The following is a 14,255-nucleotide window of genomic DNA, read 5'->3' on the forward strand; positions in this document are numbered from 1 at the left end:
AAAGAGGATTGAATTATGGGTATTTTTTCTCGTTTTGCCGACATCGTGAATGCCAACATCAACTCGCTGCTTGAGAAAGCAGAAGATCCGCAGAAGCTAGTACGCCTGATGATTCAGGAAATGGAAGATACATTGGTTGAAGTGCGTTCCACTTCTGCGCGTGCGCTGGCCGAAAAGAAACAGCTCTCCCGTCGTGTAGAACAAGCGACGGCACAGCAAGCTGAATGGCAGGAAAAAGCGGAACTGGCGCTGCGTAAAGATAAAGAAGATCTGGCGCGTGCGGCATTAATTGAAAAGCAAAAAATGACCGACATGATTGCTACCCTGGAAGATGAAGTAGTACATGTTGATGAAACACTGGCGCGTATGAAAAAAGAGATCGGTGAGCTTGAGAACAAACTCAGCGAAACCCGCGCGCGCCAGCAGGCACTCACACTGCGTCATCAGGCCGCTTCTTCTTCCCGTGATGTTCGTCGCCAGTTAGACAGTGGAAAGATCGACGAAGCAATGGCCCGTTTTGAATCCTTTGAGCGCCGAATCGACCAAATGGAATCAGAAGCGGAAAGCCACAGCTTTGGCAAACAGAAAAACCTCGACTCACAGTTTGCTGAACTGAAAGCTGACGACGAAATCAGCGAACAACTGGCGGCGCTGAAAGCTAAAATGAACAACCAGGATCGTGGGTAATTAACTGACTGCGGCGTCGGGAAACGGCGCCATAGTCAAGGCTGACTTGTAAGGAGTACACATGAGCGCGCTTTTTATTGCCATCCCATTAACGATTTTTGTGTTGTTCGTCGCTCCCATTTGGCTGTGGCTGCACTACAACAACCGTGCCGAAAATGGCGGGCAACTTTCTCAGGGCGAACAACAGCGGTTGGCGCAACTGACTGATGAAGCACGACGTATGGGTGAGCGCATTCAGACGCTGGAACAGATCCTTGATGCTGAACATCCGAACTGGAGAGATAAATAATGGTGAAATCAATTTCCGGTCGCAAACTGTGGCGCATCCCAGAAAAAGGGATGGTGAAAGGGGTGTGCGCGGGTATCGCACAATACCTTGATGTGCCTGTGAAGCTGGTACGCCTGATTACTGTTTTGGCGATGGTATTTGGCCTGTTCTTCTTTGTTTTGGTGGCCTACATCGCATTGACCTTTATCCTTGACCCAATGCCTGCGGGGGCTTCGCAAGAAAAGCCGCAACCGACCAACCGAGATTTGCTCGACGAAGTCGACGCCCAACTGGCGGCGGGCGAGCAGCGTTTGCGTTCCATGGAACGCTATATAACCTCTGATACCTTCACGTTACGTAGCCGTTTCCGCCAGCTTTAACTCGGTTTCTCCCTCTCCTGTGGGAGAGGGCCGGGGTGAGGGCATATGGCTGACTATTTCCCCCAGGAGGACACATGTCCAAATTCCAGACGACTGCCAATAAGGCAAAACCAGGCCTGAAAATTATCGGTAAACTCGTGTTTTTGGCCGCTCTGCGTTATGGCCCTGCGGGCGTCGCGGGATGGGCGATAAAATCCGTAGCACGTCGTCCGTTGAAAATGCTGCTGGTGCTAACACTTGAGCCGATGCTTGCTCGTCTGTTGCGCAAGGTTTCGGCTCGCTTTAATGGTACATCCCCGCTTTAAATCCTCACCCTTGCGGGAAGATAGCTAATCTTCCCGCAGCGTTTACTCGTCACCTCTTAATTTCCCAGCCTCACAACTTTTGTCATGAAACGGTTCACAGGAAAACTTTGTCGATTATATTGCGTGAAATAATCCATAGCCTGTGGTTATACTGTGTAACTCATTAATACATATCGATAGCTAGATTTATGGATAATTTCTCGGGCTAAAAGGATTTTGCCAGACGGGTTTTGTAAGATTTCAACTATAATAAAATGGCTTGTTAAAATAATCACAGCTTTTGGAGTTTACCAAAATAAGCTGCGGATTTTTTTATTTTAAAATCAATGAGCGAAGTATCGACATAATAGGATTGGCTCCATCGTTTGTGCTAATCCCTCACCATAAAAGCGAGTCAATATGTCGCGTTTTTTATAAAGCATTCGGTTGTCAACAATAAGGTCATGCTATGTCCCAACGCAACTATCTTACTACCGATGAAGTTCAACGCCTGCTTGATTCGGCCAAACAAGGTTTGAATCCCGAACGTAATCGCTGCATGGTAGCCATGTGTTATCTTCACGGATTCCGCATCAGCGAACTGTTAAAACTGCGGCTGTCAGATATTGATTTACCGACACGGACGCTCAATATTCACCGTCTGAAGAATGGTTTTTCAACCATTCATCCTATGATTCCTTGTGAGGTGAGCCTGCTTGAGTTATGGCTTAACACCCGCCAGAACTGGGCCTCGCTGGATGATGATTCACTGTTTATTTCACGAAATGGTAAACCTCTTTCACGTCAACAGGGTTACAACATTATCAATGCGCTGGGGAAAAGAGCAGGACTGCCGTTATGTTCACATCCTCACATGTTGCGCCATGCCTGTGGGTTCGCCATGGCAGACAACGGGATTGATACACGCTTAATACAGGACTATCTGGGGCATCGTAACATCCGCCACACGGTACGTTATACCGCCAGCAATGCGGCGCGTTTTGAGGGGATTTGGAAAGAGAAAAATATGCGCAGAAACAAGCTATTAGTTCTTTCCTGATAAATATCACCCATGTGCCAGTAGCCTATCAATGGAGCGGTGCCCCATGCTTTCTGGCGCATTCTTGCCTGTGTGAAATAACCAGTAATAACCTCTTTTTTCGAAAAGTACATCTCCTGACTTTAATTTATACTTAGTGACTATTCTAACAAAGGCCCATTTTTATATTAATTAATGATAGTGATTAGTGCGGCTGAAGAAAAAACCATGCAATTAAAAAGTGCAATTTATAGCTAATTATTTTAATCATGATTATAAGCTTAGAAAATTATCTGAGTGATTGGGCTGGGCAAATAAAATAATGTGGTTTTATTGGTTTCATTCAGGCGTGATTAATTTCCGCGATATTCTCTGTGTGAATAATATACGGTGGGTTGAGGGTGGTTTCTTGTGCATTTACCTGTTGATTGAAAACTGAAAAGTAGACAATTAGTTCCAATTTGACAAGTCCGCTCAATAACGAAACTAGAATCTAGCATTTACATTAAAATAACAATGGAGGTTTTTATTTATTTTTAAATAACAATGTATTGGAAATTTTTTGACTATAACGATAAGTCACAAGACCTCTTCATGATATTACTCCAGGCATTTCTCACCCTCAATTTTCCGTGTCTTATTTGTCACCACATGAAGAATTAAAAATCACAAATAAAATTAAAATCAGTTTATTTGACTGCTTTTTCGTACATTTCTGGACTCTTGGGCTGGACTTGTCAAATTGGAACTAATTGTCAATCCCAACTCGGCCTGAAGGTAAGAATTACCCCGCCTGGAAGGCAAAAAATAACAAAAGAATCCACATCGCTCTGCCTTGCTATGAACACCGGCAAGTTGACTTCACTCGTTCCGTTTTTAACGAGTCGGTGTTCGGGTGAGCGATAACGAATGTTATTCATTATTAATCAAGGAATTGAGAAATGAGCTTTAAAACAACCTTCACAACATTAACGAGTGCAGTAGCTTTGTCCCTGGTGGCTTTCAGTGCTCAGGCTGCCAATGGTGGCGAAGGTGTTGTGAACTTCACCGGGTCCGTAATCAATGCAGCTTGTAGCATTGCGCCTGAATCAGCAGACCAGACCATAGACTTTGGTCAGATTTCCAAAACGCATCTTGCGTCCGGCGGCATCTCGGAACTGCGTGATATTGACATCCTGTTGACAAATTGTGACCCAACAAGCCTGGTCGACAAAACCGTAACCGTCACATTCAACGGTGCAGCAATTCCTGCCGCACCAACAGAATTGGGCACAACCGGTAATACCGGCACTGCAATCATCATTAACTCCCCAGCGAGTGGCGATGTGGTATTTGGCCAGCCGGGTAACCCACAGATTATCGGTGATGGCAATAACACCCTCCGTTACGCCAGCTGGGTAAAAATGGCGACTGGTGGCGCCGTTGCTGAAGGTGACTTCACCGCGGTGACCAACTTTACCCTCGCTTATCAGTAAAATTTTTCGGGGCAGCCCTTCGGGGTTGTCCCGTTTTTGTTAGCCACGCGAAGGAGGCGGAATGCTCAGGGAATATCTCTGCGGGCTGACACTGCTGATAGTGCTGTCGGAAGGGGCATTGGCAACATCAACTTCGACCCAGTCATCCAGTCAGAACGCGCCAGAATACCAGGGGCCAGAAGGTGTCTGGTGGCATGGAAGCGCTAATTTTGGCGGTCAGATTATCGCTCCAGCTTGCACGCTTGGTATGGAAGATGTTTGGCAAGTCATTGAGATGGGAACCACGCGCATGAAAGACATGCAGGCGAGTATTCCCGGACCTGAGAAAATTTTTTACCTCGGGCTAGAGAATTGTGAGCTGACCAGTGAGGACGATGTAAAACCGGATGCCGTACTGCCGGACTCCCAAGTGCGTGTCACCTTTGACGGCTTGCGTGGACATTCCCCGGATAGATTTGGCGTGTTGGGGCAAGCTCGAGGTGTGGAATTACAAATCCTCGATAGCCAGGGAAACCGGGCGTTTGCCGGTAAGGCGATGCCGCCTCAATTATTAAAAGGCAGTGAACAGCGGCTTCAGTACGCTCTGCGGTTGATACGCAATGGCGAGCCCCTGCGCGGTGGTGATTACTACGCAGTGGTACGTCTGAAGGTGGATTACGAGTAATGACTTTCTGTGGCCGAGTTCGTTTCGCCGATACATTTTCCTTATCTCAATAAGGAGGAAGAGGTTCACGGGGTTTTGGCTCATCAATAGATTATTTGCGATGACAACATGTTAACTAATCGAAAACTCACAGCCTATTTATCCTGTTGCCCGATTGCGCCGGTGCTGTTGATGTTAACCATTCGCGATGCCGAGGCTGTCGAATTTAACACGGACGTCCTGGATGCCTCCGACCGTCAGAATATCAATGTTAGCCGCTTCTCTCAGGCAGGCTATGTCATGCCCGGCCAGTACCAATTACAGGTGGTCATCAACGGACAATCAATGAGTTCGTCCACTCTTCCGGTGACGTTTGCTGAGCTGAAAAAAACCGTCGAGGAAGGGGATAAGAAAAGTTTGCCTCAGGCCTGCCTGACGCGCGAGATAGTGGCACAAATGGGATTAACGGAGACCTCACAAGGTAAGTTGCTCTGGATACCCTTTGGCGAAACCGAATGCGCGGATTTTAGCCAGCTACCAGGGGTTGAAATACAGGCAGATCTGTCCGATGGAACGCTACTCATCAATATGCCACAAGCCTGGCTTGAATATTCCGATGCAACCTGGTTGCCACCTTCACGTTGGGACAATGGTATTCCAGGCTTGATGCTGGATTACAACCTTAACGCCACGGTCACGCAACCACAGGAACGGGAAGAGTCGCGAAATTTTAGCTTCAACGGTACAACAGGAGCCAACTTTGGCCCCTGGCGTCTTCGCGCGGACTACCAGGGAAACATTACCCAGGTTGATGGTGAGAGCGATGACAATCAGTTTGACTGGAATCGCGTGTACCTGTATCGCGCCATCCCGAAGCTACAAGCGAACCTGACGTTAGGCGAAAATTACATAAGCTCCGATATTTTCAGCGCCTGGAACTACACCGGCGTGAGTCTGGAAAGTGATGATCGCATGTTGCCACCTAAATTACGTGGCTATGCTCCGCAGGTTTCAGGGGTGGCAGAAACCAATGCGCGCGTAGTCATATCGCAGCAGGGGCGCATTTTATATGACGCCACGGTGCCTGCCGGGCCATTTACGATTCAGGATCTGGATAGCTCGATTCGTGGGCGACTGGATGTCGAAGTCATCGAACAAAACGGCCAGAAGAAAACCTTCCAGGTGGATACCGCCTACGTTCCGTATCTGACCCGTCCAGGACAAGTGCGATACAAACTGATTAGCGGGAAGTCACGCACCAACGGGCATGATTTGGAAGGGCCGTTCTTTGTCAGTGGCGAAGCCTCATGGGGTATCAACAACAGTTGGTCTTTATATGGTGGCGGCATCATAAGTGGTAATGATTATAACGCCTTAGCTATCGGTTTGGGTCGTGATATGAACGCCTTAGGCACATTATCAACCGACCTTACGCAGTCGATTGCCAATTTTGATGACGAGCACGGCACCATGAAAGGGAAATCCTGGCGGATGAGTTATTCCAAACGCTTTGATGAGGCTAACGCAGACATTAACTTTGCCGGTTACCGTTTCTCCGAAAACGATTACATGAGCATGCAGCAATATCTGGATGCCCGATATCGTGATGACTTCACTGGCCGTGAAAAGCAACTCTATACCGCCACGCTGAACAAAAGCCTCGGGGAAAATGGCCGAACCTCTGTGGGGTTACAACTTAGCCACCAGACTTATTGGGATGACACTAAACAGTCCAACTATTACACGCTAAGTATCAACCACTACATGGACATCGGCGATTTTCGTGGCATATCGATGAGCCTGTCGGCCTCCCGATCGCGTTATTACGATGAGGACAATGACTCACTCTATTTCCGCATCTCGATCCCGACGGGCGGCGGCGGAACAGCCAGTTATAACCTCAACACCACGGAAGGGCGCGTGAGCCAGACTGCCGGGTACAGCAACTCGCTCAATAAGGGCCTGGATAACTACAGCATTAATGCGGGTGTGAACACCGGGGGCGGCGAATCGACGGACGGACAGTTCAATGGCTACTACAGCCATACGGGAACGCGGGCCAACCTTTCAACCAACCTTGCGTGGGTGAGCAACGATTACACCTCGCTCGGTCTGAACCTTTCAGGCGGGGCGACGCTTACCGCGAAAGGTGCCGCTCTGCATGCGGGTGGGACGAACGGCGGAACGCGTCTGTTGGTTGACACCGAAGGGGTTGCCGGTGTGCCAGTCAATGGCGGAAGGGTAACCACCAACCGTTGGGGAACCGGGGTCGTCACTGGGATGAGTAGCTATTACCGCAATACCACCAGCATTGATTTGAACAAACTCCCGGAAGACATGGAAGCAACACGCTCCGTGGTGGAATCCGTGCTGACTGAAGGGGCTATTGGGTACCGGGAATTCGGGGTGTTGAAGGGGGCGAAACTGTTTGCGGTGGTGAAAAGAAAAGACGGCACGGTGCCGCCATTTGGCGCAAGCGTCACCAATACCAAAGGGACCGAAGTTGGAATGGTCAGTGACGAAGGTCTGGTTTGGCTCAGCGGTGTGGCGTTAGGCGAAACACTGCAAGTCGGTTGGGACGGTCAGCAGCAGTGCAGTATCGCATTGCCAGAAACTGTGCCACCTGAACAGCAACTTTTATTGCCATGTCAGAACGAAAAGGCCTGACAAATCTATCAATAACACACCGCTTTACCCGCGGTGGCGGTAACCCGAATTAACACAGTAAGGAAGATCAGATTGTGAACACGATGATGAAAACAACAGCGGTAGTGGGTTTATGTTTGAGTACCTTGTCTGGCGCTCACGCTGCCATCTCGCTGGACCGAACGCGGGTCATTTTTAATGGCGGCGATAAGTCGATGACATTGAATATTGCTAATGACAACAAACAATTACCATACCTGGCGCAGGCGTGGTTAGAAGATGCCAAACAAACCAAAATTACCACCGGGCCGATAGTCGTTACGCCACCAGTCCAGCGCCTTGAGCCTGGGGTAAAAAGCCTGCTGCGTTTATCCACCACTCCGGATATCGCTAAGCTGCCACAGGATCGTGAATCGCTGTTTTACTTCAATTTGCGGGAAATTCCGCCACGTAGTGAAAAAGCTAACTCGCTACAAATCGCCCTACAGACACGTGTGAAGTTGTTCTACCGCCCGGTATCAATCAAAACTAAACCTAATGCGGTGTGGCAGGACAAACTGGTGCTCACCAAAGAAAGCGGTGGCTACCGCATAGAAAACCCGACGCCATATTTCATCACGGTGATTGGCATTGGTGAAGGGGCCAAACAAACACAGGTCGGAAAGTTCGAAGCGGTCATGCTGGCACCTAAGTCATCGCAAAGTGTGAAAGCGGGTAACTACAACGCGCCGGTTCTGACTTATATCAACGATTACGGTGGCCGCCCGTCCTTGACGTTCCAGTGCAGCAGCAACCGCTGTACTGCGGTGGAAACGGATAAGTAATTATCAACCAGGAGAGCGGGGAATGAAGCCAAACACGCTGATAATTATGGGGCTGACACTGATATCTGCGGTGTCGATAAGCAGTGCGGCGCGGGCAGCCGAAGTTCAGTCCCAAAAAATAATTTTCATCCCTGATGAATCTAATCATCAGCAAGTGAATGAGCGTAATGGTCAGGTGGGTTTTCTGGCTGTCAGCGGAACACTAGTCACCTCTCCCTGTACTCTGAAAACCCAGGAAACCTCATGGACTCCGGTTGTCGGCGGGGTCGTCCCGGTGAATTTGACACTGACAGGTTGTGGTGAAGGTGGCGTGACCAGTGAAGACAATGCGGCACCCATCCATGTTATCCGCAGTGCATTGTTGAAGGATTCGGTTGATGGCGAAGAGCCGATGTATCCAGAACTTCAACTGCCAGAAGAAGCGGTGGCATTGCGATCCGGAGATAACCAACTGACCTATAAATTGAGCCAGCACATGCTGTTGCAGGGTGCGCTGCTGCGCCTGAGTCTGGAGTATGAATGATCAATATCAATAAGTTGTCGGTGCTGTTCGGGCTGGGTTTTATATTTTCGACGCCAATCCTGGCTGAAACGCCTATGGAATTCAAAGGGGTATTGTGGGAATCCCCGTGTGAACTAGCACCAGAAAGCCAGGGGCAAACCGTGCTATTTGGCGACCGGCCGCTCAAGGATTTTCAATATCCACCAGGACGCAGCCCGGATGAGAATTTTTCCATTCAGCTGAATAACTGCACCACTACCACGCTTTATAGCGTGGTCAAACTGACGTTTGATGGCGTCCGGGAAACCAACATGGGAAGCCAGTCAGATTACTGGTTACGCATGGGAACCGGGCCGAATGTCGGAAAACTGGCGGTGGGAATACTGGACGTTGACGGGACTTCACCACTGAAGCTCGGTGAGCCGCATAACCAGGGGGCGGGTACTCAGTTAGACAGCAGCACCATCGTGCTGAACTTTAAAGCGGTGGTACAAGCCACACCGGACGCTCTGGCTGACCAGAGTGTCGTCGCTGGCGATTACAGTGCGCAGGCCAATTTTGTGCTGAATTATGAGTGAGGTGATGGTGATGAAAACCAGGCAAATCGCATCTGCGCTGCTGTTGACAGGAATACTATTCAGCGCAACGACGGCAAGAGCAAACATTAATATCACCATCACCAGCGAAATCTACATCCCGCCTTGCGTGGTTAACGGCGACAGTCTGATTACCGTGGATTTTGGCGATATGGACGCCCAAAAGGTGGATGGCCAGGCCTACGCCAAATCCATCACCGTGCCCGTCAGCTGTACCTATTACAGCGGAGCCGCGTATGTCAGGGTAACCGGTTCGCAGCTAACTGGCGCGCCTACTAATGTGCTGAAAACGGATGCGACCGGAGGCAATGCCGACATCCTCGGCGTGGCATTGTACCAGGGGAACGGAGTGAACAGCAGTTTCCCTTTAACACTGGGTGGTGGCAGTAACGGCTATGGTTATCCACTCACCCAAGGCTGGACGGGCAATGGCACCGCCAGCAGCCAATTCACTCTGACCGCGGTGCCGTACAAGCAAGGAGGCAGTCTGGAAGCGGGTGCCTTCAGTGCCACGGCGACGATGAGCATCAGTTATCTGTAGGAGAAAAGCCCGTGAAAAATGTAAGCAGCAGGGTGCGAAAGTTCATAAATAACCGATTAATGTTTTGGCGTTTACTGGTTTTGATTATTGGGATGAGTGGCTCGGTTCAGGTCTTCGCAGTGGAGTGCGATTTGAGGGGGGCGGGAGGGATGTGGTGGAAAGGAACGTCCACCCACGGTGTTAATGTAAACGTCGAACGGCAGGAATGGATTGGCAATACAGTGGGTCAAGGAAGATACCGTATCACTTTGAATATTTTGATGAACCAAGGGGGTAAAAATTATTACTCCTCATTTAATAACTCCATCTGGAATTCGAATCTTCTACCAGACGGTATTCTCGCGATGGATCAGTCAAATTGTATGGAAGGATTTGTTCTTGATGCGCGAAGCCAGGATGTGAGCATTGGTGGCGGGACATTGAAAACGTATCTGGCTGCTGTGGGGGAGTATAGCGGAACACAAGAAATGAGGATCGTGGATGAAAACGATCCAGGAGCCCTTAGGCCAATCGCAGAAATAATGACTCCGCCGGGTATTTACATGGTCGGAGTATCGAATAATGGTGATTTTCAAATAACAAAATCTATCGATGTCATAGTGGATGCTCTAAATATATCACCGGGAAATTACACGGTTGGTATTCCATTGCAAACTGCTGGGGCAAGTTCATGGTTTATGTCAGGTACCAATAATTGGTGGGAGATCAATCCGGCAGGAGAGCCTGATTATACTCAAACGTTTTACCTGCCGCTGGATATTCGTATTGACGACACCGGTGAACCGGGTAATCCAGACGTTATTTGCTCCTTGTCTGCAACGGATATTACACTCTCTCACGGAAATGTTTTATACAGTAATGCACAAGGGAATATCAAAAAAGAGTCATTCGCTATTACCTGTGATGGTGAAACCACTGTAGACATTATCCTTCAAGGTAACAATAACACTCAGGGTTCCTATACAGAGGTCAACATGGGACCTGGTCCAGGTTTAACCAGTCAACTGTCTGTGTCGTTAGATCAAACAACCTGGTCCAGGACATTGGCGGGTGCGGTATTAATAAATGGTGCCTCCACTTTTTATTTGCAATCTAATTTACAGGCCGGTTCTGATCTCCTCCCTGGTTCCTATACGGGTTCAGCTGTAGCTATTGTAAATATCATTTAGTTATTTTCATCTATTCACTTAACAGTCTGTTGTTTGCCAGAATCGCGCATTCACGGAGTTTGTATTTCAGGAGATAAAAGCGTGATCATCGCAGGTAGAAAATCGTCCTCCAGCCCCTATAAATGTATGAAGTTATGGCGTTTAATGCTCCTCATTATTGGAATGGGCAGTGCGGTTCAAGCGACAGCGGGCGAATGCAATCTGGTTGATGCGACAGGCACCTGGTGGAAGGGAACCTCTGATGATTTTGGGGTGTATGTGAATATAGAAAGACAAGAATGGATGGGTAACACAGCCGGCCAGGGAAAATATCGGGTAACATTAAATATTAGTATGGACCAAGGTGCTAAATATTATGATAACTCGCTGAATAATTTTAACTGGGCACCAAATAGTCTTCCGCCCGGTGTCCTTCCCGATTATCAATCAAATTGTATGGAAGGGCATATTGTTGAAGGGCGTACACAGGATGTGAGCGTCGGTGGTGGGACCCTGAAAACCTATTTATCTCCGGAAGGCGGCGGCAGCGGAACACAAGAGATGAGGATTGTGAATGAAACCGATCCCGGTGCAGTGAGAATCATTGAAACCATACGCTCTTATCAGGGTTCATATATGATTGGGGTGACGAGTAATGGTAATTTTCAAATAACCAAAACAATTGATGTGTTAATTGATGCACTGAATATCCAGCCGGGTAATTACACCGTTAGCATTCCAATACTACTCGCGGGCACAAGTACCTGGTTTATGTCGGGTGCCAATAATTGGTGGACGACAAACCCAGCAGGAACACCTGAGTACAAACAAACGATTTATTTACCGCTCGATATCCGCATTGATGATACCGGCGAACCTGGTAACCCAGATGTTATTTGTTCTTTATCATCAACAGATATTACCTTGTCACATGGCAATGTTTTATATAACAACGCACACAGAAATATAAAACAAGAGTCATTTGCTATCACCTGTGATGGTGAAACCACCGTGGATATTACTCTCCAGGGTATGGATAACACTCATGATCCCTATACGGTGGTTAATATGGGGCCAGGTCCGGGTTTAAGCAGTTATCTGTCTGTATCGTTAAATCAAACCGATTGGGCAAGAACATTAACCGGGGCTGCATTAGTCAATGGGGCAACCACTTTTTATTTACAATCTGAGTTACAAGCCGGTTCTGATTTACTACCCGGTTCCTATACCGGTTCTGCGGTGGCAATCGTCAATATCTTGTAATCAGGCCAGGCCAGATGTGGACGCGGTCGGCGAATCGAAACTCGCTCAGGCCGCCCACAGAAAATGTTGCTGGCAGTGCGCTTAAACCAGTTCTGTTCATTCTGGAACCGAACTGGGGCTTCTTGTACCGTTACCTTCCTGCTTTTTCATTTTAATTTGCGTTACCTCACAATTATTAACCTTCAGCTTTCCTCGCGTTGACAGAAAAATAAAGCGGGAGTAGTCTCGCTTCTCGTGGTACCGCTCCCATGAGAAAATCAAAATGAAAAAAATTATAGAATTACTATCCGCTATTTATGATGACCCGTTAGATGAATCAGTCATTAATACTTTTATTTCCAGGGTAAAGAAGGCCAAAGATACGAATCTGAAAACCCGCAAGCAGGGGTGGGATGAGCGTGATGTGGTGCTTATCACCTATGCCGATCAGTTTCATCAACAAAATGAAAAAACCTTAAAAACGCTGAATGATTTTTATCATCGCTGGCTAGCCAATAGTTTCTCCCACGTCCACTTACTGCCTTTTTACCCATGGTCATCTGATGATGGGTTTTCGGTTATTGATTATCATCAGGTTGATGCAGTATGTGGTGACTGGCAGGACGTCGCACAATTAAATAAATCAACCAGTCTGATGTTCGATTTTGTCTGCAACCATATATCGGCAAAAAGCCACTGGTTCACAGAATATCTTGCGGGAAATCCTGAATATCAGAATTTCTTTATTTCTGTTGAACCGCGGACAGATTTATCCAAGGTTACTCGTCCGCGCGCGCTGCCATTACTCTCACCATTTACCCTGGCTGATGGCTCGCAGCAACATATCTGGACCACTTTTAGCGATGACCAAATCGACCTCAACTTTGCCAATCCACTGGTGCTGTTGGCTATGGTCGATGTCCTGCTGCGCTATTTGCAAGAGGGAGCCGATTATATCCGTCTTGATGCGGTGGGCTATATGTGGAAAACCATTGGCACGAACTGTATTCACCTGGAAAAAACCCACCAGTTGGTGAAGTTGTTCCGTGCGGTTGTGGACACCGTAGCACCTGGTACCGTATTGATTACCGAGACAAATGTCCCGCACAAAGACAATATTTCCTATCTGGGTAACGGCCATGACGAAGCCCAGATGGTGTATCAATTCCCTTTGCCGCCGCTGGTGTTACACGCGATCCATACCGGTTCTGCGCAGGTGTTAAGCCAGTGGGCAAACTCTTTATCTGATGCCACAAATGGCAATACGACATGGTTTAATTTCCTCGCCTCCCACGACGGCATTGGGCTCAATCCGTTGCGCGGAATATTACCGGAAGAAGATATTTTACAGCTGGTGAATCAGCTTCAGGATGAAGGCGCACGAGTCAACTGGAAAAATAATCCTGATGGTACGCGCAGCCCCTATGAAATAAACGTCACGTATATGGATGCGCTAAACCGTCGGGATAGCAGTGATGAGGAACGTCTGGCCAGATTTATCCTGGCTCATGCCATATTGCTTGCATTTCCGGGTGTCCCTGCCATTTACGTGCAAAGTATTCTGGGGTCACGTAATGATGAAGCCGGAGTCGAGCGCCTGGGTTATAACCGCGCTATCAACCGTCAGAAATATGAACGGCATGCAATTGAAAGCCAGCTGCTGGATGAAAATAGTTTACGCCAGCAAGTGTATAAACAATTATCTCATCTGATCAATGTTCGTAAAAATCACCGGGCATTCCATCCTGACAGCAGTTTTATTACGCAATGCATTAATGGCAGTGTGTTAGAAATAAAACGAACCTCGAAAGAGGGAAATCATGTTACGGCATTATTCAATCTGAGCCATCATCGCCAACAGATTACTCTGCCAGGTAATAATATTCAGGATTTAATTTCCGGTATAAAAATTAACGGAAAGCAATCTTACGAAATACAACCTTATCAGGTGTTGTGGCTTAGCTATTAATATAAAGGAAT

The 14,255-nt window shown here is 47.9% G+C and carries 15 protein-coding genes; all 15 read left to right on the forward strand.

Translation table 11 applies throughout. The features are described 5' to 3' along the window. The first annotated feature begins 15 nt into the window (after window positions 1–15). The 15 genes from pspA (at window position 16) to MNO13_RS11985 (ending at window position 14,244) form a co-directional block, all read left to right on the forward strand. Window positions 16–687, forward strand: a complete 672-nt coding sequence (gene pspA / locus MNO13_RS11915; protein ID WP_064546418.1) for a phage shock protein PspA — start codon at window positions 16–18, stop codon at window positions 685–687. Window positions 688–748: 61 nt separating this feature from the next. Beyond that, window positions 749–976, forward strand: coding sequence for an envelope stress response membrane protein PspB (pspB, locus tag MNO13_RS11920; RefSeq protein WP_064546420.1), 228 nt, complete (start codon window positions 749–751; stop codon window positions 974–976). Then, window positions 976–1,335 (forward strand): envelope stress response membrane protein PspC, encoded by a 360-nt coding sequence (pspC, locus tag MNO13_RS11925; RefSeq protein ID WP_064546422.1) that lies wholly within the window; start codon window positions 976–978, stop codon window positions 1,333–1,335. The genes pspB and pspC overlap by 1 nt, the downstream gene beginning before the upstream one ends. 74 nt (window positions 1,336–1,409) lie before the next feature. After that, on the forward strand, window positions 1,410–1,640 hold the full coding sequence (pspD, locus tag MNO13_RS11930; protein ID WP_237932609.1) for a phage shock protein PspD: 231 nt from the start codon (window positions 1,410–1,412) through the stop codon (window positions 1,638–1,640). Between the two features lie 448 nt (window positions 1,641–2,088). Then, window positions 2,089–2,679, forward strand: coding sequence for a tyrosine-type DNA invertase (locus tag MNO13_RS11935; protein ID WP_064546426.1), 591 nt, complete (start codon window positions 2,089–2,091; stop codon window positions 2,677–2,679). A gap of 920 nt (window positions 2,680–3,599) precedes the next feature. After that, a complete protein-coding gene (locus MNO13_RS11940) occupies window positions 3,600–4,133 on the forward strand; it encodes a fimbrial protein (RefSeq protein WP_241940031.1) in 534 nt (177 codons plus the stop codon). Between the two features lie 61 nt (window positions 4,134–4,194). After that, the gene (locus tag MNO13_RS11945; RefSeq protein WP_157092949.1) at window positions 4,195–4,797 is read left to right on the forward strand and encodes a fimbrial protein; all 603 of its coding nucleotides are present in this window, start codon (window positions 4,195–4,197) and stop codon (window positions 4,795–4,797) included. Window positions 4,798–4,968: 171 nt separating this feature from the next. Beyond that, on the forward strand, window positions 4,969–7,443 hold the full coding sequence (locus MNO13_RS11950; RefSeq protein ID WP_121813549.1) for a fimbria/pilus outer membrane usher protein: 2,475 nt from the start codon (window positions 4,969–4,971) through the stop codon (window positions 7,441–7,443). A gap of 83 nt (window positions 7,444–7,526) precedes the next feature. Then, window positions 7,527–8,246 carry a fimbrial biogenesis chaperone gene (locus MNO13_RS11955; protein ID WP_241940032.1) on the forward strand — a complete coding sequence of 240 codons (720 nt, stop codon included), beginning with the start codon at window positions 7,527–7,529 and terminating at the stop codon, window positions 8,244–8,246. Window positions 8,247–8,268: 22 nt separating this feature from the next. Further along, complete coding sequence (locus MNO13_RS11960) at window positions 8,269–8,769, forward strand: pilus-assembly fibrillin subunit (protein WP_064546434.1); 501 nt, start codon at window positions 8,269–8,271, stop codon at window positions 8,767–8,769. Continuing rightward, the gene (locus tag MNO13_RS11965) at window positions 8,766–9,326 is read left to right on the forward strand and encodes a fimbrial protein (protein WP_241940033.1); all 561 of its coding nucleotides are present in this window, start codon (window positions 8,766–8,768) and stop codon (window positions 9,324–9,326) included. The genes MNO13_RS11960 and MNO13_RS11965 overlap by 4 nt, the downstream gene beginning before the upstream one ends. Before the next feature lie 10 nt (window positions 9,327–9,336). Beyond that, entirely contained in the window at window positions 9,337–9,885 is a 549-nt protein-coding gene (locus tag MNO13_RS11970; RefSeq protein ID WP_133521532.1) for a fimbrial protein, read from the forward strand. Window positions 9,886–9,896: 11 nt separating this feature from the next. Further along, window positions 9,897–11,054, forward strand: coding sequence for an MrpH family fimbial adhesin (locus tag MNO13_RS11975; protein ID WP_241940034.1), 1,158 nt, complete (start codon window positions 9,897–9,899; stop codon window positions 11,052–11,054). An 81-nt stretch (window positions 11,055–11,135) separates the two neighbouring features. Beyond that, window positions 11,136–12,296: an MrpH family fimbial adhesin gene (locus MNO13_RS11980; RefSeq protein WP_162302976.1), complete on the forward strand. Its 1,161-nt coding sequence runs from the start codon at window positions 11,136–11,138 to the stop codon at window positions 12,294–12,296. Window positions 12,297–12,558: 262 nt separating this feature from the next. Beyond that, window positions 12,559–14,244 (forward strand): sugar phosphorylase, encoded by a 1,686-nt coding sequence (locus MNO13_RS11985; RefSeq protein WP_232885821.1) that lies wholly within the window; start codon window positions 12,559–12,561, stop codon window positions 14,242–14,244. Window positions 14,245–14,255 lie beyond the last annotated feature (11 nt).

Source organism: Buttiauxella ferragutiae, assembly GCF_022637515.1.
Lineage (GTDB): Bacteria > Pseudomonadota > Gammaproteobacteria > Enterobacterales > Enterobacteriaceae > Buttiauxella > Buttiauxella ferragutiae.

What these genes read in the sequence shown, in the direction of transcription:
- pspA (WP_064546418.1), top strand. Translation starts at nt 16, where the DNA reads ATGGGTATTTTTTCTCGTTTTGCCGACATCGTGAATGCCAACATCAAC.
- pspB (WP_064546420.1), top strand. Translation starts at nt 749, where the DNA reads ATGAGCGCGCTTTTTATTGCCATCCCATTAACGATTTTTGTGTTGTTC.
- pspC (WP_064546422.1), top strand. Translation starts at nt 976, where the DNA reads ATGGTGAAATCAATTTCCGGTCGCAAACTGTGGCGCATCCCAGAAAAA.
- pspD (WP_237932609.1), top strand. Translation starts at nt 1,410, where the DNA reads ATGTCCAAATTCCAGACGACTGCCAATAAGGCAAAACCAGGCCTGAAA.
- MNO13_RS11935 (WP_064546426.1), top strand. Translation starts at nt 2,089, where the DNA reads ATGTCCCAACGCAACTATCTTACTACCGATGAAGTTCAACGCCTGCTT.
- MNO13_RS11940 (WP_241940031.1), top strand. Translation starts at nt 3,600, where the DNA reads ATGAGCTTTAAAACAACCTTCACAACATTAACGAGTGCAGTAGCTTTG.
- MNO13_RS11945 (WP_157092949.1), top strand. Translation starts at nt 4,195, where the DNA reads ATGCTCAGGGAATATCTCTGCGGGCTGACACTGCTGATAGTGCTGTCG.
- MNO13_RS11950 (WP_121813549.1), top strand. Translation starts at nt 4,969, where the DNA reads ATGTTAACCATTCGCGATGCCGAGGCTGTCGAATTTAACACGGACGTC.
- MNO13_RS11955 (WP_241940032.1), top strand. Translation starts at nt 7,527, where the DNA reads ATGATGAAAACAACAGCGGTAGTGGGTTTATGTTTGAGTACCTTGTCT.
- MNO13_RS11960 (WP_064546434.1), top strand. Translation starts at nt 8,269, where the DNA reads ATGAAGCCAAACACGCTGATAATTATGGGGCTGACACTGATATCTGCG.
- MNO13_RS11965 (WP_241940033.1), top strand. Translation starts at nt 8,766, where the DNA reads ATGATCAATATCAATAAGTTGTCGGTGCTGTTCGGGCTGGGTTTTATA.
- MNO13_RS11970 (WP_133521532.1), top strand. Translation starts at nt 9,337, where the DNA reads ATGAAAACCAGGCAAATCGCATCTGCGCTGCTGTTGACAGGAATACTA.
- MNO13_RS11985 (WP_232885821.1), top strand. Translation starts at nt 12,559, where the DNA reads ATGAAAAAAATTATAGAATTACTATCCGCTATTTATGATGACCCGTTA.